At 48.1% G+C, this 22,106-nt stretch carries 17 protein-coding genes; 7 read left to right on the top strand and 10 right to left on the bottom strand.

The genetic code is table 11. The features are described 5' to 3' along the window. Positions 1 to 298: 298 nt before the first annotated feature. Genes ACFQ1C_RS14910 through ACFQ1C_RS14900 form a run of 3 tightly spaced genes read right to left on the bottom strand, consistent with a single transcriptional unit; the run spans position 299 to position 4,629 of the window. On the bottom strand, positions 299 to 2,653 hold the full coding sequence (locus ACFQ1C_RS14910) for an AAA family ATPase (RefSeq protein ID WP_379559468.1): 2,355 nt from the start codon (positions 2,651 to 2,653) through the stop codon (positions 299 to 301). Further along, entirely contained in the window at positions 2,637 to 3,341 is a 705-nt protein-coding gene (locus ACFQ1C_RS14905) for an ABC-three component system middle component 1 (protein ID WP_379559467.1), read from the bottom strand. The genes ACFQ1C_RS14910 and ACFQ1C_RS14905 overlap by 17 nt, the downstream gene beginning before the upstream one ends. Next, entirely contained in the window at positions 3,325 to 4,629 is a 1,305-nt protein-coding gene (locus tag ACFQ1C_RS14900; protein WP_379559466.1) for an ABC-three component system protein, read from the bottom strand. Before ACFQ1C_RS14900 ends, ACFQ1C_RS14905 begins: the two co-directional genes overlap by 17 nt. 696 nt (positions 4,630 to 5,325) lie before the next feature. On the opposite strand from ACFQ1C_RS14900, the gene ilvD reads away from it, so the two are divergent. Continuing rightward, entirely contained in the window at positions 5,326 to 7,002 is a 1,677-nt protein-coding gene (gene ilvD, locus ACFQ1C_RS14895; RefSeq protein ID WP_379559465.1) for a dihydroxy-acid dehydratase, read from the top strand. 315 nt (positions 7,003 to 7,317) lie between these two features. Continuing rightward, positions 7,318 to 7,743 carry an Hsp20 family protein gene (locus tag ACFQ1C_RS14890; protein WP_379559464.1) on the top strand — a complete coding sequence of 142 codons (426 nt, stop codon included), beginning with the start codon at positions 7,318 to 7,320 and terminating at the stop codon, positions 7,741 to 7,743. 161 nt (positions 7,744 to 7,904) lie between these two features. On the opposite strand, the gene ACFQ1C_RS14885 is transcribed toward ACFQ1C_RS14890, so the two are convergent. The 3 genes from ACFQ1C_RS14885 to glyQ all read right to left on the bottom strand — a co-directional run bounded on the left by ACFQ1C_RS14885 (position 7,905) and on the right by glyQ (position 12,558). Then, positions 7,905 to 9,167 (bottom strand): valine--pyruvate transaminase, encoded by a 1,263-nt coding sequence (locus tag ACFQ1C_RS14885; protein WP_379559463.1) that lies wholly within the window; start codon positions 9,165 to 9,167, stop codon positions 7,905 to 7,907. 400 nt (positions 9,168 to 9,567) lie between these two features. Further along, the gene (glyS, locus tag ACFQ1C_RS14880) at positions 9,568 to 11,637 is read right to left on the bottom strand and encodes a glycine--tRNA ligase subunit beta (protein ID WP_379559462.1); all 2,070 of its coding nucleotides are present in this window, start codon (positions 11,635 to 11,637) and stop codon (positions 9,568 to 9,570) included. A gap of 9 nt (positions 11,638 to 11,646) precedes the next feature. Continuing rightward, positions 11,647 to 12,558: a glycine--tRNA ligase subunit alpha gene (glyQ, locus tag ACFQ1C_RS14875; RefSeq protein ID WP_379559461.1), complete on the bottom strand. Its 912-nt coding sequence runs from the start codon at positions 12,556 to 12,558 to the stop codon at positions 11,647 to 11,649. A 101-nt stretch (positions 12,559 to 12,659) separates the two neighbouring features. Between glyQ and ACFQ1C_RS14870 the strand changes: the two genes are divergently transcribed. Both ACFQ1C_RS14870 and ACFQ1C_RS14865 read left to right on the top strand, forming a co-directional pair. Next, positions 12,660 to 13,235 carry a DNA-3-methyladenine glycosylase I gene (locus tag ACFQ1C_RS14870; protein ID WP_379559460.1) on the top strand — a complete coding sequence of 192 codons (576 nt, stop codon included), beginning with the start codon at positions 12,660 to 12,662 and terminating at the stop codon, positions 13,233 to 13,235. A gap of 86 nt (positions 13,236 to 13,321) precedes the next feature. Continuing rightward, entirely contained in the window at positions 13,322 to 13,972 is a 651-nt protein-coding gene (locus tag ACFQ1C_RS14865) for an OmpA family lipoprotein (RefSeq protein WP_379559459.1), read from the top strand. Between the two features lie 48 nt (positions 13,973 to 14,020). Here ACFQ1C_RS14865 and ACFQ1C_RS14860 read toward each other — a convergent pair whose 3' ends face one another. The 4 genes from ACFQ1C_RS14860 to fadB all read right to left on the bottom strand — a co-directional run bounded on the left by ACFQ1C_RS14860 (position 14,021) and on the right by fadB (position 18,900). After that, positions 14,021 to 14,947 carry an AEC family transporter gene (locus ACFQ1C_RS14860; RefSeq protein WP_379559458.1) on the bottom strand — a complete coding sequence of 309 codons (927 nt, stop codon included), beginning with the start codon at positions 14,945 to 14,947 and terminating at the stop codon, positions 14,021 to 14,023. Between the two features lie 75 nt (positions 14,948 to 15,022). Beyond that, the gene (gene tusA, locus ACFQ1C_RS14855) at positions 15,023 to 15,268 is read right to left on the bottom strand and encodes a sulfurtransferase TusA (RefSeq protein WP_379559457.1); all 246 of its coding nucleotides are present in this window, start codon (positions 15,266 to 15,268) and stop codon (positions 15,023 to 15,025) included. Positions 15,269 to 15,557: 289 nt separating this feature from the next. Continuing rightward, positions 15,558 to 16,733 carry an acetyl-CoA C-acyltransferase FadA gene (fadA, locus tag ACFQ1C_RS14850; protein WP_379559456.1) on the bottom strand — a complete coding sequence of 392 codons (1,176 nt, stop codon included), beginning with the start codon at positions 16,731 to 16,733 and terminating at the stop codon, positions 15,558 to 15,560. Positions 16,734 to 16,755: 22 nt separating this feature from the next. After that, positions 16,756 to 18,900 carry a fatty acid oxidation complex subunit alpha FadB gene (gene fadB, locus ACFQ1C_RS14845; RefSeq protein WP_379559526.1) on the bottom strand — a complete coding sequence of 715 codons (2,145 nt, stop codon included), beginning with the start codon at positions 18,898 to 18,900 and terminating at the stop codon, positions 16,756 to 16,758. A gap of 274 nt (positions 18,901 to 19,174) precedes the next feature. Between fadB and ACFQ1C_RS14840 the strand changes: the two genes are divergently transcribed. Genes ACFQ1C_RS14840 through hemG form a run of 3 tightly spaced genes read left to right on the top strand, consistent with a single transcriptional unit; the run spans position 19,175 to position 21,825 of the window. Then, a complete protein-coding gene (locus ACFQ1C_RS14840) occupies positions 19,175 to 19,804 on the top strand; it encodes a YigZ family protein (protein ID WP_379559455.1) in 630 nt (209 codons plus the stop codon). Between the two features lie 22 nt (positions 19,805 to 19,826). Then, complete coding sequence (locus ACFQ1C_RS14835) at positions 19,827 to 21,284, top strand: TrkH family potassium uptake protein (protein WP_379559454.1); 1,458 nt, start codon at positions 19,827 to 19,829, stop codon at positions 21,282 to 21,284. 10 nt (positions 21,285 to 21,294) lie between these two features. Then, a complete protein-coding gene (gene hemG, locus ACFQ1C_RS14830) occupies positions 21,295 to 21,825 on the top strand; it encodes a menaquinone-dependent protoporphyrinogen IX dehydrogenase (RefSeq protein WP_379559453.1) in 531 nt (176 codons plus the stop codon). Positions 21,826 to 22,106 lie beyond the last annotated feature (281 nt).

Raw genomic sequence — 22,106 nt, 5'->3', positions numbered from 1 at the left:
TGTCGTGAGGAGTGATACTAGTCTAAGTAAAAATATGATCTATTTTAAAACGGGTTACGAGAGACCACAGAGCCAGCTCCCACAACCCACCATAAACCCATCCATGGGGGCTCGGGAAATACCGACCCTGGTATTACACGGTCGTGGGAGCCGATCTCTGTAGTCTCTCCTTAAGAACCGAGTTGTCTGTAGATGGCGCCAACAGGCAACTCCGTATCCTAGGGTACTTCACCGACCGCCATATGATTAGAGGATTATGTGCTTTTACTCAGAATAATCTTCAGTAATATAATTTTTATCATTCTATATCAATGGCTGCGCGCGCCTGTTCCATAAAGTTGATCCGTCCTACTGGCATACCAAACTTCTTATATTTGTAGCGAAAGTAAGCAGACATATGATCTTCATGTGTCGAAATAATCACCTGCCTGCTTGCAAACTCAGTGCGTAATAATTCAACGAAACCCGCCACGTTAATTTCGTCTAATGTTTGTACTGGGTCATCGATTAGCAGCAAGGTATGTTTCGCATAACGCTGGTTAAGCGCTAGAGTAAAAGAGAGGACTAGAGCAGAAAGCTGGCCAGAACTCATGGAAAAGACTACATCATGGTCTTGTCCTGGTTTTTCATGAAAAGCGATGGAGTTGCCGTCGTTTTCAATGAAAATCCCTAATCCCTGTTGATAACTCTGCATCAGACGTCCTGAATAAATATGAAATAAGATCTCGATCTCTTTCACGATAGATTCTAGATAACTCTTTTTTTCGCTTTCATATATATCTTTAAGCCTCCTAAGATGTTTTTTAAGCTTAGTTGCGCTTTTCACCTCTTGATTTGCTTTTTTATAACTCAGGCCACAAGCTATCGCATACTTCGAAGACGCAAGTGACTGCTGTTGCCGTAAATACGTAATTTTATTTTCAATTTGGCTGTATTTGACTTGCTTAACTGCTGACGGATCTTTTTTAAACACTTCTGTATATAGGTGATCAAAATCAGGATATAGGCAGCTTTCATCTACAGGTTTAAATTTTGAACGCACTCGTAGCTCTAATGCTGGCAATGGTAATTCAGCGTTCAAATCATAGTTTTTAAGCAACAGATCCTGAAATTCGATACCTTCTTTCGTTAATTGTTTAGCGTAGCTGTCTAGCCAAAAAATCTGTTCCTGACTAAAAGTAACTAGTTGACGTTTGTAGGCAACCTTACCCTGTTGTTGCTGTAGGTAATAACTCAATTTTTGCTCAACTGGATCTTGGCACGTCAACTTAAAGTCAGCCAGTTGCTGAGCGAGCTGACTGTCTTGTTGCTCTGCCAGCAGCTTTAGCGTTTCTCCCTGTTTTTCAATCTCTTCGAGTAGTACATCAAAAGACTCCCAGTTATGGCCACATGTAGGGCAAGACTCCGTGGCTCCACCGTGTAGATGAAACTGCTTAAAAGCTCTCACCAATTGCTCTCGCATCAACACCAGACCTACCAGACTCTTATCTAGCTTGTCAGCCGAAGTAATCTGTTGTTTAAGTAGCGTGACCTGATGCTCGAATTCACTCGGTGTAACAGTATCTGGAAGTAGTGCTGTCAAGGAACTAGGAAGAATCAGTTTATTGTTTTTAACCGCTTCAAGCACATCTTGAAACGCGATAATTATCCGCTCAGCAGCGTCATATTGCAGTACTTCCTGTTTCCACATTTGTAGATGAGGCACGCGATGAACGAACGTGAGCATTCTTTGCTGTAATTCTGGCTGTGGTAGGAGTTTTCTAGCAAGTGCATCGTTATAAAGCTGATTTTCATACTGTGAGAAATACTTTATAAACCGCCCTATACGGAACAGTTCACCATCCGGTGATAGCCATTCCTCAAACTGTTCTACTTCGTACTCTACAATTTCCCGATCCCAAGATTGGTTGGTCATTTCGACTAACCGCTGATAGCCTACAGGCTCTTCATCTGGTAACAATTGTTGCTTAGCCTTCGCCCACTTGCTCTCAAGATCCGTAACTTCTCGCTTTTGCTGTGGACCACACAGCTTACCAATTTTAGTATGTGACTGGTTGATATTATTGATTCTCTGCTGGATTTCTCCAATTTCGAACAGATGAGCTATTTGCTGTTGACGATCTTTTTCTTTCTGTTTCAGCAGACGAGTATTTTCTTCCTGTTCCACATAATGAAACAACTCAAAGTCGCGCTTATATTCTGCGCCCAGTAGCTCAGAAAGATAACTCTCTTCATCGGGGATCGCAGCACTACGATCGGCCTCGAGTGTAGATAATTCATACAGCGGTAGCTTTAGTCCCTTTAGTCCTTTATTTCGGTCTAGATCAACTTTACAGGCAGCCCGTTCTAAAAATTTAGTCTGCTCATTTATCATAACTTCGGCGCGGATCGATAGCCAAGCCCCAGCCTTCGCTTGATTATATAACCATGGGCATCCGGGTTTCAGGCTGCGCCCATCTATGGTAAGAGTCTCGAGTTCGATATAGCGTCTAATAGACCCAGTTAATAGCAGCTCTAAGGCATCAAAAAAGGAGGATTTTCCAAAGCCATTAGGACCATCGAGAACAATTAGATGATCACTTTCAACCGATAGGTCAAGAGATTCAAAAATCTTAAAATTATTAATTACTAGGCGTTTAACTATCAAGGCCATGGCCAGCCTCCTTTAATTGCTTACTCATTAATTCAAATAACTCTCTCGGCTGAGCTTCTTCGAATGAGTTTTTATTCGCAAGCGACAACAAGGCTAAGTCAGTTGCAACCAGTACTTTTCCATCAGGTGAGCTTCGAATCCTCTCTCGAATATTTTCTTCAAGACTAGCTAGGCTAGCTCTAGTTGAGTTTTGGATCGTCAATGCCGATATCTTTATCGCTAGCCGGTATAGTAGGTTTTGCCAACCTCCCTTATGGTATTGATTCTTGTACGAGGTAAAGGTTTCAGTATCGGTCAAGATGTTACTAAATACTGATTCAAGCCCCTTTTTTTCAACTTGCTGTAGTAATGCTTCAAGTTCAACTTCGGTATAAGGTAAGACATGCTTCTTAAAGAAGTAACTATCTTCTTCCGTATAATTTACTAATTTACTAGTCCGCTCATTTAAGATGTCAGTTTTCCATACAATCAACAAGTTGATATTTTTCTCTAGAGCAGGATCTGCTGTTGCTCGCTTGCAATCAGCCAGCCACTTCGCTTGGCGTTCTGGAGATATATCTGGTTTACCATGAATAACCAACCAGTAACTGGTTTTATCCGGCTCGCCATGTCCGTATAACTCTAACTCATGATCAGACTTTTGTTTCAAACCCTGCCATTGAAACAACTGTTCAATCAACTTCTGCATCTTTTAATTCCTTAGGTACATTATTTAAAGAGACCAATTCCATCTGCTTAAAGCTAATAATATTATTTCCCCGCATTGAATCTTTTTCTCTCGCAACAGAATCGGCACCAAATTTCACGTGTGTAATGGATGGACTATCTATCGCACGAGTAATTAGTGCCCCACACTCGAATAGAAATTCCACATCTTCTACTAAAGCTTGCTCCAGTATATCGTGACAGATTACGTCTTGAGCTTCTGCTGCTGTATGAATCCCAGTTGGGTAATAAAATTGATCGTCAACCAGCCATGCGAATTGAATTTTTTCGGCTGATGCAATTTCTGCCTGAACTAATTTATGAAAAATAGCAAAAAGTCCCTGTCTAATCGAATCACGATCAAGAGCATGGTCCTTAAATTCACTGAGAGTAGTAAAGCGTCCTTTACGATGCGGCATTGTTGCTTTAAGGAAGTCCATCATTCCTTGGGCATCTAAAGTAATAATTACTGCCAGGTAGCCGTCTAATTTGGCTTGAGCCGTTTGGAATTGCGTATCGTATAGTTCACAAAACTGTTGATAGTAAGTTCCAATATCGATTTGTAGACGACTGAGGAAATACTCTTCATTTTTAAATGCATCATAATCAACAGCTTCCACGACTTCACATAAGGTTGAAAAGTTGATAAATTCCTCGTCTGCTATCAGCTTCTGATGTGTCTTTGAATGGTGAATTTTATGATGAACAGCAATTACTTTTTCATTTATTCGCGCTTCGAGTGTTTCTCTAATTTGGGTGCAAATATTTATTTTCCAGTTATCCAAGCAATCTGTAGCTTTGATCAACGCATTGATCTGGGCTTCAATATGCATATCAACCTCATCCAAAGGACAATAGGACTTAGTTTCACCAGTGCTTTCACTAGGTTGTATAGGGTAATTATAAATATTTACAGGGTAGTAGTCTTTTTTAAATGAATCTGGATAATTTCTTATTTCACGAGCAACGTGAAAGTATGCTGTGATAGTGCCTCGGTCCAGAGCATTTTTCTTTTGTGTTTCAATACCAGCGGAGTAACTAGAGAACAGAGTTTCCTTATAGGCTTTGACTTGATGTAGAGACAAACATTGGCCTTCTCTGAAAATAGCAAAATCATCCTGACTTTCCAGCTGCAGTTTTAGTCCACGACTCATTTCATAATTCTTAGTCATCAGCTCAAGGCAGTGGTATAGAGCTATTTTTCCCTGATAGACAAAACCGCTCCATGTAGAAATCGCAGTATGGGGTAAACTCTCGACTTTTGTAGTCATATAACTTCCTGAAACATAATACCTTCGTTAGTAGCAAAAAATGCCCACTCACTTTTATGGTTTTTAGGGTGGCTATATCCGGTATTCCGCACCTAATTTTTAGATTTAAAATTGAGATTTACATCACAACTTTGACGCTGGGTACAGAGTTTAGCTGACACCTAAAGTGGTGCCATGTATTAATCATCGGTTACGCTTTTTTTATCCTACATAAGGAAGCTGAGGAGCATGCATTACCATCCCAAAATTCAATTTTACACTTTGATTTCAAAACAGCTACTTTCCTCACCTTCTGCAAATGTGTAGGCATCTTCGTCGAAAATAAATATTAAAACAGGTGCGGAATGTCGGCTATATTAGCTTAGTAAGTTCAAGGTCTACTAGTTAATTGTTTTTAAAATCTAGCAGAATTGGGCATTACTGTCTCTAATTATTTTATTATATAAATTATTAGTTGTTTAGAATTTTAAAGGTTGGGATTGGGGTGTAGATACTGCAAAAAATGCTCGTCATTTATTAACGTCGATGAATGGTAGATAATAGAGTATTTATTATAGATTAAAACGATGTTTTTCAGCCGTGAGGCGCACTGCGTACGGCGGAATTTCTCTCTTACGCAACCTCTTCCTTTAGGGGGGGGAGGGTGTCAAACTGCATACCATTACGACATTATAGATTTATATTAAGGACAGCATGATGAGCAAGGATAAACGTCGCCAGTATTCCAGTCAGGTAGTAGACGGGCCAACCAAAGCACCGGCCCGAGCCATGTTGCGTGCGGTCGGTTTTACCGACGAAGACTTCAGCAAGCCACAGGTCGGCATAGCCTCCACTTGGAGTAACCTCACCCCTTGTAACATGCACATCGATAAGCTGGCGGTAGAAGCCGGCGTGGGTGCGGATGCTGCGGGTGGCAAGAGCATCATTTTTAATACCATTACTATTTCTGACGGTATTGCCAACGGCACTATTGGTATGAAGTATTCGCTGGTATCGCGCGAAGTAATTGCCGACTCCATCGAAACCGTAGCCGGCTGTGAAGGCTTCGACGGCATCGTCGCCATCGGCGGTTGTGATAAGAATATGCCCGGCTGCATTATCGGCATGGCGCGTTTAGACCGCCCCTCGGTATTTGTTTATGGCGGCACCATAGCGCCGGGCGCCAATCATACCGATATTATCTCGGTGTTTGAGGCGGTAGGTTCTTACGCCAAGGGCGACATGTCGCTGATTGATGTGAAGCAAATCGAAGACACTGCCATTCCAGGCCCGGGTGCCTGTGGCGGCATGTATACCGCCAACACCATGGCCTCGGCCATCGAAGCCATGGGCATGAGCTTGCCCAATAGCTCGGCACAAAACGCCACCTCAGATCATAAGGTTCAGGATTGCCGTGACGCAGGTGCAGCGGTATTACATCTGTTAGAGCATGATATTAAACCGTCCGACATTATGACCAAAGACGCCTTCGAGAATGCCATCACGGTAGTGATTGCACTCGGCGGCTCTACCAATGCGGTATTGCACCTGTTGGCGATGGCCCATGCCATTAATGTGGAACTGAGTCTGGAAGATTTCGTACGCATCGGTGAGCGGGTGCCAGTATTGGCCGACTTGCGCCCCAGCGGTCATTACATGATGTCTGAGTTAGTAGCCATTGGTGGCATTCAGCCGCTGATGAAAATCTTACTGGATGCGGGTTTACTGCACGGCGATTGCTTAACCGTTACCGGTAAAACCATGGCGGAAAACTTAAAAGACGTCACGCCGTACCCAACGGGCCAAACCATTATCCGCCCACTGGATAACCCGATTAAGAAAGACAGCCACTTACGAGTATTGTTTGGCAACTTAGCACCAGAAGGCTCGGTGGCAAAAATTACCGGTAAAGAAGGCTTGGCGTTTACCGGTCCGGCCCGCGTATTTGGTTCAGAAGAAGAAACCTTAGAGCGAATTTTGGACGGCACCGTTAAAGCGGGTGATGTATTAGTGATCCGCTACGAAGGCCCTAAAGGCGGCCCTGGCATGCGTGAAATGCTCAGCCCCACCTCTGCCATTATGGGCAAAGGTCTTGGCCAAGATGTGGCGCTGATCACCGACGGTCGCTTCTCTGGCGGCAGCCACGGTTTTGTAGTGGGCCATATTTCTCCAGAAGCCCAGCAGGGCGGCCCATTGGCAATAGTGGAAGATGGCGACATTATCACTATCGATGCCGAAACCAATAAGCTGGAAGTACAGCTGACTGACGCGGAAATTGCGGCACGCCTCGCCAAGTGGCAAGCGCCTGCACCTAATTATCGTCGTGGTGTATTAGCCAAATACGCCCACACGGTAAGCTCGGCTTCCACCGGTGCAGTTACCGATAATTTTTAATTAGAGTGAAGTGTAAATGGTGAGACGTGAGGTGAAAAGACCACTTATGTATTGCGCTTTTCCCTAGCCGTTTAAATAAAAAAGATCCTACGGGATCTTTTTTTTGTTTAAAAATTAAGCCGTGACTCTTGAAAGCCAAGGGTGGTGACCGCATATCTAGTGTAAGGCAAGAGAGTCGCTCGCTTGAGGACTCTGGAATTTCCTAGGAAGCTTTTCTAAGAAATAGTTGCTGAGAAAGTTAACTATCTAGCTCGTCCATTTGGAGAGCATCGAGGTCAACAGACCTAAACATCGCTCATTTGAGGATATAAAAATATGTCACGTTTTGATCTTACTCCCCTGTACCGTACTGCCATTGGCTTCGACCGTTTAGCATCTATGATGGAAAACGCCAGTAATAGCAGCAGTAATAACGGTTATCCCCCTTACAACATAGAGCTGCTAAGTGAAGACCATTACCGTATTTCGATGGCGGTAGCCGGCTTTGCACAAGCGGATCTGGATATTACCAGTCACGAAAATACCCTGACCGTGAAAGGCACTAAAGAACAGCCAGAAACGCAGAAAAACTTTTTATATCAGGGTATCGCCGAGCGCGGCTTCGAGCGTCGCTTTCAGTTGGCCGACCACGTTAAGGTAACGGGCGCCGATATGGAGCATGGCTTATTGCACATCGATCTTGTGCGAGACGTGCCAGAAGCCGCTAAGCCGAAAAATATCGTCATCGGCCAAGCCAGCTAAATAATACGTAACTGTGTAAACAAAACGCCGACCCTAGGGTCGGCGTTTTTGTGTTTGTACATGTGAGGCGAAAGGTGTGAGGAGTAAAGAAAAAACACCCCAAGTGGATAATTTTGGGTGCTTCCCCCTCACTCGTTACGCCTCACACCTCACGGTCATTTTTATCCCGCCGCTGGCGCTTGATAGATGGCGTAGATTTCTTCGGCTAAGATCTTGATACCAGCCTGCACATCGGCTTCAGACTGAGCATAGTTCAGGCGAATGCACTCTTTGCTGTGCTGCCAGTGTTCGTCCTCGATGCCCGGGAAGAAGTAATGCCCAGGGACTATTAGTAAGCCTTTTTGCTTTAAGCGCTCGTACAACTCTTGGCAGTGGATCGGCAAGTCTTCAAACCACAACCACAAGAACAGCGCACCTTCTGGCTTGTGAATATGAAACTGCGGCAGGGTAATGGCTTCTTGCAGCCACTTAACCGCTTGTTGCGCTTTGTTTTGGTAGAAGGGTTTAATGACTTCATTGCTGAGCTTAGTCACATCGCCATTTTCCATCATTGGCAAGGTCATGGCCGGGCCGACGCTGCCGGGAGCTAAGTTGATAATGCCGCTGATGTTGGTCATGGCTTTAATTAATTCAGGTGAACCCACCACAATACCGCAACGCACACCGGGCAAGCCGAGCTTAGACAAGCTCATGCACAAAATAGTATTGTCATTCCAAAATGGCTTGGCTTCGGTGAAAATAATATTAGGAAAAGGCATGCCATAGGCGTTATCAATTAACAGCGGAATGCCTTTTTCCCGAGCGATCACGTCGAGCCGCATGATCTCTTCATCGGTTAACACGTTACCGGTGGGATTGGTGGGGCGAGATACACAAATTAAGCCAATATCGTCGCCTACTTCTAATTGATCAAAGTCGACGTGATATTTAAATAAGCCATTATCTAACAGCGTGATGGTGGGCTTGCAGGCCACAAAATGATCTTCACTTAAGGCGCCATCGCCGTAGCCAATGTATTCCGGTGCTAATGGGAATAATACCTTCTTTTTACGGCCATCGGCGAATTCACCGGCCAGTAGGTTAAACAGATAAAAAAAGGCGGTTTGGCTGCCGTTGGTCAGCGCAATATGCTCTGGCCCAATGGCCCAGCCCAGCTCGTTAGACAATAACTTGGCGAGGGCATTAATGTAGGCGTCTTTGCCTTGCGGGCCGTCGTAGTTGGCCATGGCCTTAATTAAATCGCCGTTTTTTATCAGTTGTTGGGCTTGGCTGTCTAAGTAAGATAGTACCTCAGGAATGGCTGCCGGATTACCGCCGCCGAGCATAATAGTGTTGGGCGTGGTGAGACCTTGGTTAAGGTCGTCCATCAGTTGTGTAATACCCGCATGGCGGGTAAATTTTTGGCCAAACGTTGAAAATTCCATGAGATAACTTACCAAAAAGAAGAAGGTTAATAATAAGCGTCACGTTATCCGATATCGTGCTAGCTGTCGACCAACGCACGAGGCGGGGCTTTAAAGACAGCTTAAGACATGGCTGTAAGCCGTACGCTATAAGCTGTAAGTTAAAGATAAAATAATATATCTGCCACGGAACCTACGGAAAAATAGTGATCAGGTCTGAAAGTGATTCCATTGGTAAGACCAAAAACGGTGCCTGTCTTTAGCTGATCGCTTACAGCTGACGGCTTAAAGCCTTGTTTTAGCTCTTACCATTAAATATCTTAATCACTTGTCAATCTTATCTCGTGTCTATTTTTCCGTGTTCTTCTGTGGGTTCCGTGGCAAAAAATATTTAGTCTTTAAAGCTCTTTATTTCAGCTCTCTACTGCAGCAGCGAGATATCCGCGATTTGCAGGAATAGATTACGCAGCTGGTTCAGCAGGCTTAAACGGTTTAAGCGTAGCGCTTCGTCGTCCGCCATCACCATCACTTGGTCGAAGAAGTTATCCACGCTTTCACGCAAGGTTGCTAATTCGTTCAGTGCACTGTTGTAATCGGCATTAGCAAACAAGGGCACTAGGCGCTCGCTTAAATCGCTTAACTGAGTCGCCAGCGCTTCTTCTGCATCGTCTTGCAGTAGTGCAGAGTTCACCTGTGTCGGGATCTCGCCATCAAACTTGGCGAGAATATTACCCACTCGTTTGTTAGCGGCAGCCAATGCGGCAGCGGCGTCGAGCTTGCGGAACTGACTCACGGCTTTTACCCGAGCATCAAAATCGGCAGGGCGAGTAGGGCGGCGGGCTAATACGGCTTGGATGACATCCACGCCATAACCCAAGTCCTGATACCAAGTACGGAAGCGGCCCAGCATAAAGTCGAGAATTTCATCGGCGGCTTTGGCATTGCTCAGCTTGTCGCCGTACAGCACACGAGCCTGCTCAATTAAAATCGGCAGATCCAGATCGTAGCCTTTCTCCACAATAATACGCAGAGCACCTAAGGCAGCACGACGCAGAGCGAAGGGGTCTTTGTCGCCTTTGGGAGTTTGACCAATGCCAAAAATACCCACTAGGGTGTCTAGCTTATCGGCCAGTGCCACGGCGGCAGAGATATCTTGGCTTGGCAGATCATCACCAGAAAAACGCGGCTGATACTGCTCTTTTAGCGCCAGTGCTACCGCTTCATCCTCTCCGTCGTGGCGAGCATAGTGCATGCCCATCACGCCTTGGGTATCGGTGAACTCAAACACCATGTCGGTAACCAAGTCGCACTTAGACAATAAACCAGCACGTTCGGCTTTTGCTTGATCGGCCCCGATGGCGGCGGCAATAAAGCCAGACAAGGCACTAATGCGCTCGGATTTTTCGCGAACCGAACCCAGTTGCTTTTGAAAAAGCACGGAGTCGAGTTGCTCGAGTCGTGAAGCGAGTGGGGTTTTGCGGTCGTTATCAAAGAAGAACTGCGCATCGGCGAGGCGAGGGCGTACTACTTTTTCGTTACCGGAGATTATCTGACTCGGGTCTTTCGACTCGATATTGGTGACGAAGATAAAGGTCGGCATTAAGTTGCCAGCCGCATCGTAGACCGGGAAGTATTTTTGGTCACCCTTCATGGTGTATACCAATGCCTCGGAGGGGACTTCGAGAAAGGTATTCTCAAAGTTGGCAGTCAGCACTACTGGCCATTCCACCAAAGAGGTTACTTCTTCTAGCAACGCCTCGTCTAAGTCTGCAATACCACCTGCGGCGGCAGCAGCTTTTTCTACGCCGTCTTTGATGATGGCTTTACGACGTTCGAAGTCGGCCAGTACTTTGCCGGTATCTTCTAACGTTTGCAGGTAGTCGTTCGCATGCGCGAGCTCTAACTCAGGCGAGCCCATAAAGCGGTGGCCACGTATGGTGCGTGAAGAGTCGATACCCAAAATAGTAGCAGGCAGCAGCTGTTCGCCGAGTAATAGCGTAAGCGTATGCACTGGGCGAATAAACTGAATACTTTTGTCACCCCAGCGCATGGCTTTGGGGATCGGCAAGTGGCTCAATGCCTTCTCAACCATAGCCGGCAACAGCTCGGCGGCGGTTTTACCCTTAATATCGGCAATATGCACCAGCCATTCGCCCTTGTCGGTTTTTAAACGACCGGCTTGGCTTACGTCGATGCCGTTGCCGCGAGCCCAACCCATGGCAGCCTTAGTAGGATTGCCGTCGCCATCAAAGGCGGCTTGCACCGCCGGGCCACGCTTTTCTAGCTGCTTATCGGCTTGTGCCAATGTAAGTTCCGTCACGTAAACGGCTAAGCGGCGCGGGGCGGCATACCAGTGCACTTCACTAAAAGGCAAATCCGCATTCGTCAGTTCTTGTTTAAGGTTGTCGGCAAAGGCGGTGCCTAGGCTGCGTAGTGCCTTTGGCGGTAGCTCTTCGGTACCCAGTTCAACCAGAAAATTCTGTTCAGACATGCTGGTCCCTTATCCTTCTTTTTTACACATGGGGAAGCCAAGCGCCTCGCGAGAAGCATAATAGGCTTCGGCAACGGCTTTGGTCAGGGTGCGAATACGCAAGATATAGCGCTGGCGCTCGGTCACCGAAATGGCCTTGCGTGCATCAAGCAAGTTAAAGGCATGCCCGGCTTTAAGAATGCGCTCGTAGGCGGGCAGTGGCAGTGGCGTCTCTAGTGACAACAAATACTGAGACTCTTTTTCGCACTGCTCGAAGAAGCTAAACAAAAAGTCTACGTCGGCATGCTCAAAGTTATAGGTCGACTGCTCAACTTCGTTCTGATGATAAATATCGCCGTACGTTGTTTTGCCTAATGGGCCGTCGCACCACACTAAGTCGTACACCGAGTCTACACCCTGAATGTACATGGCCAAGCGCTCAAGGCCATAGGTGATTTCACCGGTTACCGGCTTACACTCTAGGCCACCGACTTGTTGGAAGTAGGTAAACTGCGTTACTTCCATGCCGTTAAGCCACACTTCCCAGCCTAAACCCCAGGCACCCAGCGTTGGGTTTTCCCAGTTGTCTTCGACAAAGCGGATGTCGTGCACCAGCGGATCTAGCCCCAATGCCTGCAACGAACCTAAGTAGAGTTCTTGCAAGTTATCGGGTGATGGCTTGATGACGACTTGAAACTGGTAGTAATGTTGTAGTCGGTTGGGATTTTCACCATAGCGACCGTCGGTTGGGCGGCGCGAAGGCTGCACATAGGCGGTGGCCATGGGCTCTGGGCCAATGGCACGCAGACAGGTCATTGGGTGAGAGGTGCCTGCACCTACTTCCATATCCAGAGGCTGGACTATGGCACAGCCTTGCTGAGCCCAATAATCCTGCAGAGTCATGATCAGACCCTGAAAGGTATTGATATCGAATTTTTGCATGATGTGAGCGCCTTGATATAGGTGCATTCGCAGAGAGAAAATAAGGGCTAGAGTATACCTTCTGGCCCGATGCGAATATAGGCTGAATTAGAGGAGTGGCTATGCTAAAGCGTTGCGGTTGGGTGAATGATGACCCCAGATATCAGGCTTATCATGATAATGAATGGGGCGTGCCCGAATACGATAGTCGTGCCTTGTTTGAAAAGTTGTGCCTAGACGGTCAGCAAGCGGGGCTAAGCTGGTTTACTATTTTATGCAAAATTCCTAACTATAGAATCGCCTTTGCTAACTTTTCCCCTGAGTTAATAGCGACCTTTAGCGAGCAAGATGTAGAACGACTGATGCTCATGCCGGAGGCGGGTATAGTGCGTAATCGATTAAAGATACGCTCCATTATTACCAATGCGCGGGCATATCTGCAGATGCAACAAGAAGACATCAACTTTAGTGAATGGCTGTGGCAGTTCGTGGATGGTAGCCCAGTGATTAACCATTGGCCCAGCCTTCACGATGTACCGACCTACACTTCTGAGTCGCACGCCATGGCAAAAGCTCTAAAAAAGCGCGGTTTTTCTTTTGTCGGTGACACTATCTGTTATGCCTTTATGCAAGCCACTGGCATGGTTAACGATCACTTACTAAGCTGTTATAGACATCCGAGTAACGTCAGCAGCTGACACCCAATTTATAACTAGGCTTTGTAGAACAGGTCCGACAAGGCTATATTATTGAATACTCGTGCTTTTACATACGGAATTCTATTATGAAAAAAATCTGCTTAGCTGTGGTAACAACCATTGCACTTTCAGCTTGTACTACCAACCCGTATACGGGTGAAAGAGAAACGTCTAAAGCCGCCATTGGCGGTGGTCTGGGTGCCTTAGCTGGCGCCGTAATTGGTGGCGCATCTGCAAGCTCCAGCGATCGTAAGAAAGGTATCCTGATTGGTGCAGCCAGTGGCGCCGCGTTGGGTGGTGGTGTGGGCTACTACATGGACGTGCAAGAAGCTAAATTGCGCGACCAAATGAGCGGTACCGGTGTGAGCGTTACCCGCAATGGTGACAACATCGTTTTGAATATGCCAAGCTCTATTACCTTTGCGGTAGACAGTGCGGACTTGTCTCCTAGTTTCTATAACACCTTAAGCGGTGTGGCTCTGGTATTGAAAGAATATGAGAAGACCTACGTTAACGTAGTCGGTCATACCGACAACACCGGTTCTGCCAGCCACAACCAAGCGTTGTCTGAGCGTCGTGCTGCCTCTGTTGGCCAGTTCTTGATCAGCCAAGGTGCCGCCGCCAACCGTTTCAACATTCGTGGTGTTGGCTTCAACCAGCCAGTGGCCAGCAACAGCTCTGAAAACGGCCGTGCCCAAAACCGCCGTGTAGAAATTACCTTAAGCCCAATGCAATAAGCATCGGCGCTTAGGTAAACAAAAAATGCCCGCAACAGCGGGCATTTTTTATGGCTGCAAGACGCCCAGTAGCGACATCCATAAGGGTAACACCGCCATCGCCAGCAGTGTCTGGCCGGTGATCACGGCGGCCATCAGTGGCGCGTTACCGCCCATCTGCCGCGCCAGTATATAGGATGAAGTCGCGGTAGGCAGGGCAGTAAAGAGCACCACGACCCCTAGCTCTACTTCTTTCAGTCCCAGTAACCAACCCGCTGTTAGTGCCAGTAACGGCAGCAGACCGAACTTGATAGTGCATGCCTGCCAGAACGCGGCTCCGGTGCCGCGCAGCGCCTTGAGCTGTAACGCGACACCGACAGTAATCAGTCCCAGCGGTAAGGCGGCCTGACCGGCCAGAGCCAGAGTGTCCCGACTCCAACCGGGCAGCCCTATACCAGAGACATTGAGTGCGATGCCGATGAAGCAGCCTAGCAGTAAGGGGTTTTTAGCCAGCGCTCGCATGGCACCCCAGAGCCCAGACTGGCCACTGTCGCCACAGCCGACAAACATCAGTACGCAGAGGATATTGATCAGGGGTACCATGATGGCAATGGCCACGGCGGCGGCGGTAATGCCGGCTTCGCCATACAGGGCGGCGGCTCCGGCCAGGCCCACATAGGTATTAAAACGCAGGGCGCCTTGAAACACCGAACTGAAGGAGGGCATATCCAGGCCGAGTCGGTTGCGCAACAGCCAGAGCCCGGCGGCCAGCAGTATGAGCAGGCCGGCCAGCAGGCCGATCATGCCGCCAAAGGCCACCTGGCCGAAGTCGGCCGTGGCCAGAGTGCTGATTAGCATAGCCGGAAACAGTAGAAAATAGATAAAGCGCTCGGCGCCATGCCAGAACTGAGGTTCGGGAAAGCGCAGTCGCTTGAGTACCACGCCGGTGATAATTAGCAGAAATAGGGGGCCGAGTGCATTGCTGACAGTGAGCATGGGTATCCTTACCAAACGGGAGTTGGCGGCCAGTATACCTGCAGAGGCGGGGGCGTTATATCGACGGCCCGTGATTTAATTGCCTTTTTGGATCAAGAACAGATAAGGCAATTGCTCTGTTTGGCTGGACAGCAGGGCGTGATCCATAAACTGGCAGAAGCTGGGAATATCCCGCGTGGTCGACGGGTCGTCGGCGGTGATCAGCAAGGTTTCACCGGCCACCATGGTGCGCACTTGTTTACGTACCATCATCACCGGCTCTGGGCAGCGTAAGCCGGTGGCATCCAAATGATGCTGGGCATCGATAACAGAAGTGGTCATTACATTATTACCTTGTAGTCATTACCTTCAAATAAGCCTAGCTATTTTAAAGCTGTTTAATTAATGGTCAACCGATAAAAAAGCCTTAAGCCGTCAGCTGTAAGGGAGCAGCTAAAGATAAACACCGTCTTTTGCCGTCTTACCGGACTTGCTCCGGTATCTGCTTTAGTGTTTTAAGAGCGAGATCCTGACTTTCGTCAGGATCTCGGCATAAAAAAGACACCAAATTCAACAGACTTGGTGTCTTTCTCTTCACACTTTCCCTCTAACTCTTCACATTACTTTAGCCTTACACCCGCTCAAACACGGTTGCTATGCCTTGGCCGAGCCCGATGCACATAGTCGCCACGCCAAAAGTAGCGTCTTTGTTTTCCATCAGGTTTAGTAGGGTGGTCGAAATGCGCGCGCCAGAGCAACCTAACGGATGGCCCAGGGCAATGGCACCGCCGTTGAGGTTCACTTTTTCGTCCATTGCCTCCAACAGGCCGAGCTCTTGCAGCACCGGTATTGATTGGGCGGCAAAGGCTTCGTTAAGCTCAAACAAGTCAATATCGCTAACCGACAATCCGGCACGTTTTAGTGCCTTGTGTACGGCCGGCACGGGGCCAAAGCCCATAATGGCGGGATCGCAGCCGGCTACTGCCATGGCTCTAATACGCGCGCGGGGTTTTAACCCTAGCGCCTTAGCTTTGGCGGCAGACATCACCAACATGGCGGAAGCACCGTCAGACAAGGCCGACGAAGTACCGGCTGTCACCGTGCCGTTAACCGGATCAAATACCGGACGTAACTGAGCTAATGATTCAAGGCTGGTATCGGGGCGGATCACTTCATCATGCTCAAACAAGGTCAGGCTGCCATCGGCACCGTGGCCGTTGGTGGCTAAAATCTCGTTGGCGAAGCGACCTTCTAGCGTCGCCTGATGGGCGCGTTGATGTGAGCGCACGGCGAAGGCGTCTTGTTGCTCACGACTAACGTGATACATGCGGCCTAGCATTTCTGCGGTGAGTCCCATCATGCCCGATGCCTTGGCTACATTGAGTGCCAGCCCAGGGTGAAAGTCCACGCCGTGGCTCATGGGTACGTGGCCCATGTGCTCTACGCCGCCAATCATAAACACATCACCGTCGCCGACCATAATGGCGCGGCTGGCATCGTGCAGTGCCTGCATCGACGAACCGCACAAGCGGTTTACGGTCACCGCCGCGACCTGCTTAGGCAGGCCGGCTAATAAAGCGGCGTTGCGGGCGATATTAAAACCCTGTTCCAAGGTTTGCTGCACACAACCCCAATATACATCTTCAATATCACTGGCTGCTAGCGCGGGGTTTCTGGCCAGCAGACCTTGCATTAGATGAGCCGATAAATCTTCGGCCCGCACGTGACGGTATGCGCCGCCCTTAGATCGACCCATGGGAGTACGAATACAGTCAACAATGACGACCTCGTTTAATGCCTTATTCATGCTGTAGTCTCCTTGCGCCAAATTAGTAGAAAGAGTGGTTATCTGCGGCCATTTGGCGCAAACCGTCGCTCACCTGATAAAGCGGGCCAAGATGAGCAAATTTATCGGCTAATGCCACATAGGCGCTCAAGCCCATGTTGTCTAGATAGCGGAATACACCACCATGGAAGGGCGGAAAGCCAATGCCATACACCAGTGCCATGTCGGCTTCGGCAGGGGAGCCGATAATGCCTTCTTCTAAACAGAGCACTACTTCGTTAATCATGGGGATCATCATGCGCGCGATAATATCGTCTGGCTCTAGCTCCACTGACTTGCCGGCGACGGCTGCCAATAGCTTATAGCTTTGTGGGTCCGCATCTTTCTTCAGCTTGCCTTTCTTGTCTTGGCTATAAACATAAAAGCCTTTGCCGTTCTTCTGGCCAAAGCGTTGCTGTTCATACATTACATCAATGGCATCTTTACCCGACTTACTCATGCGCTCCGGGAAGCCTTCGGCCATGACTGCCGCCGCATGGTGTCCGGTATCAATACCTACCACATCCAGCAGATAGGCAGGACCCATAGGCCAGCCGAATTTTTTCTCCATTACCTTATCCACGGCAACAAAATCGGCGCCGTCAGCCACTAATTGACTAAAGCCAAAGAAGTAGGGGAACAGCACGCGGTTAACGAAGAAGCCTGGGCAGTCGTTAACCACTATTGGTGACTTACCCATGGCCGCCGCATAGGCCACCACCTTATTAATAGTGTCGTCACTGGTGTGCTCGCCGCGAATAATTTCCACTAACGGCATGCGGTGTACTGGGTTAAAAAAGTGCATGCCGCAAAAGCGCTCGGGGTGCTTAAGGTTTTTGGCCAGTACAGAAATAGGAATAGTCGAGGTATTAGAGGTAATCACGGTTTTGGGCGCGACGCTTGCTTCTACTTCCGCTAGCACTTGACCTTTAATCTTAGGGTTCTCGACCACGGCTTCCACCACCGTATCTACATCTTGCAAGCCGTCATAACTTAGTGTCGGAGTAATGCTAGCCAGAACTTGAGCTAGTTTTTTACCATCAATGCGGCCTCGTTCAAGTTGTTTGTTCAACAGCTTGCCCGCTTCCGCCATGCCCAAAGCCAGTGCTTGGTCGTTGATGTCTTTCATTACCGCCGGTATGCCTTTTGATGCCGACTGATATGCGATGCCGCCACCCATAATGCCAGCCCCCAGCACGGCCGCTTTCTTGGTCGGCGTTGCTGCCTTCGCGGCTTGTTTGGCTTTGCCCTTAATAAATTGATCATTAAGGAAAATACCCACCAAAGCTCGTGCTACCGAAGTTTGCGTGAGCTTAATAAAATTTTGTTGTTCAAGAACCAGCGCCTCTGCACGAGCTAAGCCTGCCGCCGCTTCTATGGTTTTCACTGCTGTTATCGGAGCCGGGTAATGCGGGCCCGCCTTGGCGGCTACCATGGCTTTGGCCGTGCTAAAGCTCATGGCCGCTTCTAATTTATCTAGCGTGAGCGGTGCTATTTTTTGCGCACGTTTTGCCTGCCAGTCTTGCTTGCCCGCCGCCGCATCTTTTAGTAGTTGTATTGCCGATGCTTCAAGTTGCTTGGTATCGACTACCGCATCCAGTACACCCAAGCGTAAGCATTCATCTGCTTTGTTGTCTTGACCGGTGGTTATCCACTCCATGGCGTTATCGGCACCAATTAAGCGCGGCAGTCGTACCGTGCCACCAAAGCCGGGCATGATGCCTAGCTTGGTTTCAGGTAAACCAATACGAGCACTGGCATCGCCAATACGAAAATCGGTAGACAGTACGCATTCACAGCCACCGCCCAACGCGTAGCCGCGGATCACGGTAACCGTGGGATAGGGCAGGTCTTCAATGCGATTGAAAAGGAGGTTGGCTTGAGATAGCCACTCAGCGAGAGTGACTTGTGGTAGGTCGAACATCTCCAGAAACTCAGTAATATCGGCACCCATAATAAAGTTGTCTTTATCACTGGTTATCATGAGTCCCGTTATATCCGAACGTTGCTCTAGTGTACTCACCGCTTGTTCTAGTGAGGCTAGGGTGGCACGGTCTAGCTTATTAATGCTGCCTTTACTGTTAAAGCAGAGGTGAGCAATATTGCCTTCTACTATCTCTATTGAGAGGGCTTCGCCTTGGTAGATCATTTTCATGTCTCCTTAGTTCCCTTAGGCTGCTCCGACACGGGCGGGCAGAGATAGAATTACTATGAACAGAAAAACAGCAGAGTTCAACATCTAATTAAAACAAACGTTTTAATTTTTATATGGGTATTTTGTCGCCCTTAAATAACCGCTAACCCTGCGCAAAAGATGACATCTCTCGTCGATTCAGCAACAATGTGTCGCTATTTTTCTAGGCTCGCCGATAAGATTGAAACCTCAATATTAGGTGGCTTTACCTTGCTTGGGAGTAAGCTTCATGAATATGTCTCCCTATTTGATACCGGCTGCGCCCTTGGTGTGGCAGCAGGAGATTAAAAAAAGCCGCTTTATTGCTTATTTGGCTCATACTCCAGATGCACAAGCCGCCAAAGAATTTATCGACGCGGTGCGCGCTAAAGAACCGGCGGCCGGGCACCATTGCTGGGCTTTTGTGGCAGGCCAACCAAGCGATTCACGCGTGCTGGGGTTTAGCGACGACGGCGAACCCTCGGGCACGGCAGGTAAGCCCATGCTGGCGCAGTTACAGGGGGCGGGGGTTGGCGAAATTACCGCCGTGGTGGTGCGTTACTTTGGTGGTATCAAACTTGGCACCGGCGGTTTAGTTCGCGCTTATGGCGGCACGCTGTCGTTGGCTATGGCGCAATTAGCAGTTATCGAGCGGCGTATTTTTTCTGAGCTGAGTCTTACGCTGCAGTACAGCGAGCTGCCGGTGGTGGAGTTCTTGCTGGGGGAATATCAAGGACACTGGCAGCACATTGACTATGGAGCCGAAATTAGCGGGGTGTTAGCGGTCGAAATGCGCGATGTGGCCGATTTTTGCCGTCAATTGCTAGATCGTAGTCAAGGAAGAGTCATTGCCACACCGCTAACACCGGATGCTGGTTAAACTATTAGTACATTGGAATACCATGCATATACGCACAATTATCCGCATTGTTGGCATTTTAGTTGCTCTGTTCAGCGTCACTATGTTGGCCCCAGCCTTGGTGGCCTATATTTATCGAGATGGCGCTGGTCTCGACTTCTTTAGCGCCTTCGTTATCTGTTTGTGCCTAGGTCTAGCGTTGTGGTTCCCTAACCGTACCCACAGTAAAGAGCTGCGATCAAAAGAAGGCTTCCTTATTGTCGTCTTATTTTGGACGGTGCTGGGCAGCGTGGGGGCGATTCCCTTTATACTCAGTGCCGAACTAGACATGACGGTAGCAGAGGCCTTCTTCGAGTCTTTCTCAGGGCTAACAACCACGGGGGCCACCGTAATAAGCGGCCTAGACACCTTACCCAAGGCAATTTTGTTCTATCGACAAATGCTGCAGTGGCTGGGTGGCATGGGCATCATAGTGCTGGCAGTGGCTATTCTGCCTATTCTAGGGATTGGTGGTATGCAGCTGTTTCGCGCCGAAATACCTGGGCCGGTAAAAGATAACAAAGTCGCGCCGCGTATAGCGGAAACTGCTAAAACCCTATGGTATATCTATCTGATACTGACCATTTGCTGCGCTCTACTCTTGTGGTTAGCGGGCATGAATATGTTCGACGCTATTTGCCATTCCTTTTCTACCATAGCGATAGGTGGATTTTCTACTTACGATGCTAGCGTTGGCCATTTCGATAGCCCGACTATTAACCTGATTATTGTGATCTTCTTACTGATAGCTGGCGTCAACTTCAGCCTGCACTTTGCTGCATTTGCCAATCGCGGGCTCAAACTATCAGTGTATCGCTTCGATCCCGAGGTAAAAGTCTTTATTGGAATACAGATAGTACTGACGCTGATTTGTATGTCAGCTTTGTTAACACATCAGGTTTACAGCAGTCCTTGGCAAGCACTGGATCAGTCACTGTTTCAGTCGGTTTCCATTGCGACGACCGCCGGCTTTAGTACCACGAGCTTTTCTACATGGCCTTTATTTGTGCCAGTATTGTTAATGATGGCTTCTTTTATCGGTGGCTGTGCGGGTAGTACCGGCGGCGGCATGAAAGTAGTACGCATCATGTTGCTGAACCTGCAGGGCATGCGGGAATTAAAGCGATTAGTCCATCCCAGAGCCGTGTATCGAATTAAACTTGGCAATAAAGCATTAGCTGATAAAGTGGTTGAAGCGGTATGGGGATTCTTTGCCGCTTATGCTTTGGTGTTTGTACTTTGCATGCTGGCGCTATTGGCGACTGGTATGAATGAGTTGACGGCCTTTACCGCCGTAGTCGCCACCTTAAATAATCTAGGCCCAGGTCTGGGTGACGTGGCGGCTAATTTTGGTACCACTTCCGATGCAGCCAAGTGGATAATGATCTTGGCCATGCTATTTGGGCGTCTTGAAATTTTTACCTTGCTGGTACTGTTTACACCAGCGTTTTGGCGTAGCTAAAGAGGAGTTTATGGAAAAGCTATTGGTACTTTATTCATCTCGTAATGGTCAGACACAAAAGATCATCGGGGCGATGCAAGGTGAGTTTAGTGGTTATGATGTGGAGCTAGCTGATTTGCATGGCCCCATTCGGAAAAACCTGAGTAAGTATGACAAGGTACTAATTGGTGCTTCCATTCGCTACGGTGATTTTCATCGCGACCTCTACAATTTTATTAATATCCACAGTGAGCAGCTGTCGGCAGCCGATGCCAGCTTCTTCTGTGTTTGCTTAACTGCGCGTAAGCCAGAAAAAGCCGTTCCCGGGAACAATGCTTATATAAAGAAGTTTTTGGTCAAGTCTCTTTGGCGCCCAAGAAAGATAGGGGTGTTTGCTGGGGCACTGAAATACAGTGAATATAACTGGTGGCAAGCTCGGCTTATTCAGCTGATTATGAAGATGACCGGCGGCAGCACAGACACCAGCCAAGATCTAGAGTTTACTGATTGGAGTAAGGTAAAAGAGTTTGCCCAGCTGGTTGCTCGACACAAGTACGAATAACGACCAGTAAACATAGTAAAACAGCGCTTTCAGTTCACTTTTTGTACGTAAGGGCTTTTTTTGATGAAAGTGACAAAAAAACCTTGCGCTAAATCTCTAGCTCCCTATAATGCGCACCACTGACACGGAGCAACACGCTCACGGTCACAAGGGTTTGTAAGAACGGAAAGATAGTTCGAAACAAACACTTGACGAATACTACGGAGTGCGTAGAGTACGCATCCCTGACCTGAGATACGGTCAACGCTCTTTAACAATTTATCAAGCAAACTGTGTGGGCA

The sequence above is a fragment of the Oceanisphaera ostreae genome (assembly GCF_042676125.1).
GTDB lineage: Bacteria > Pseudomonadota > Gammaproteobacteria > Enterobacterales > Aeromonadaceae > Oceanimonas > Oceanimonas ostreae.
The sequence above is the reverse complement of the archived record's forward strand: the minus strand, read 5'-3'. Positions and strand labels throughout refer to the sequence as shown.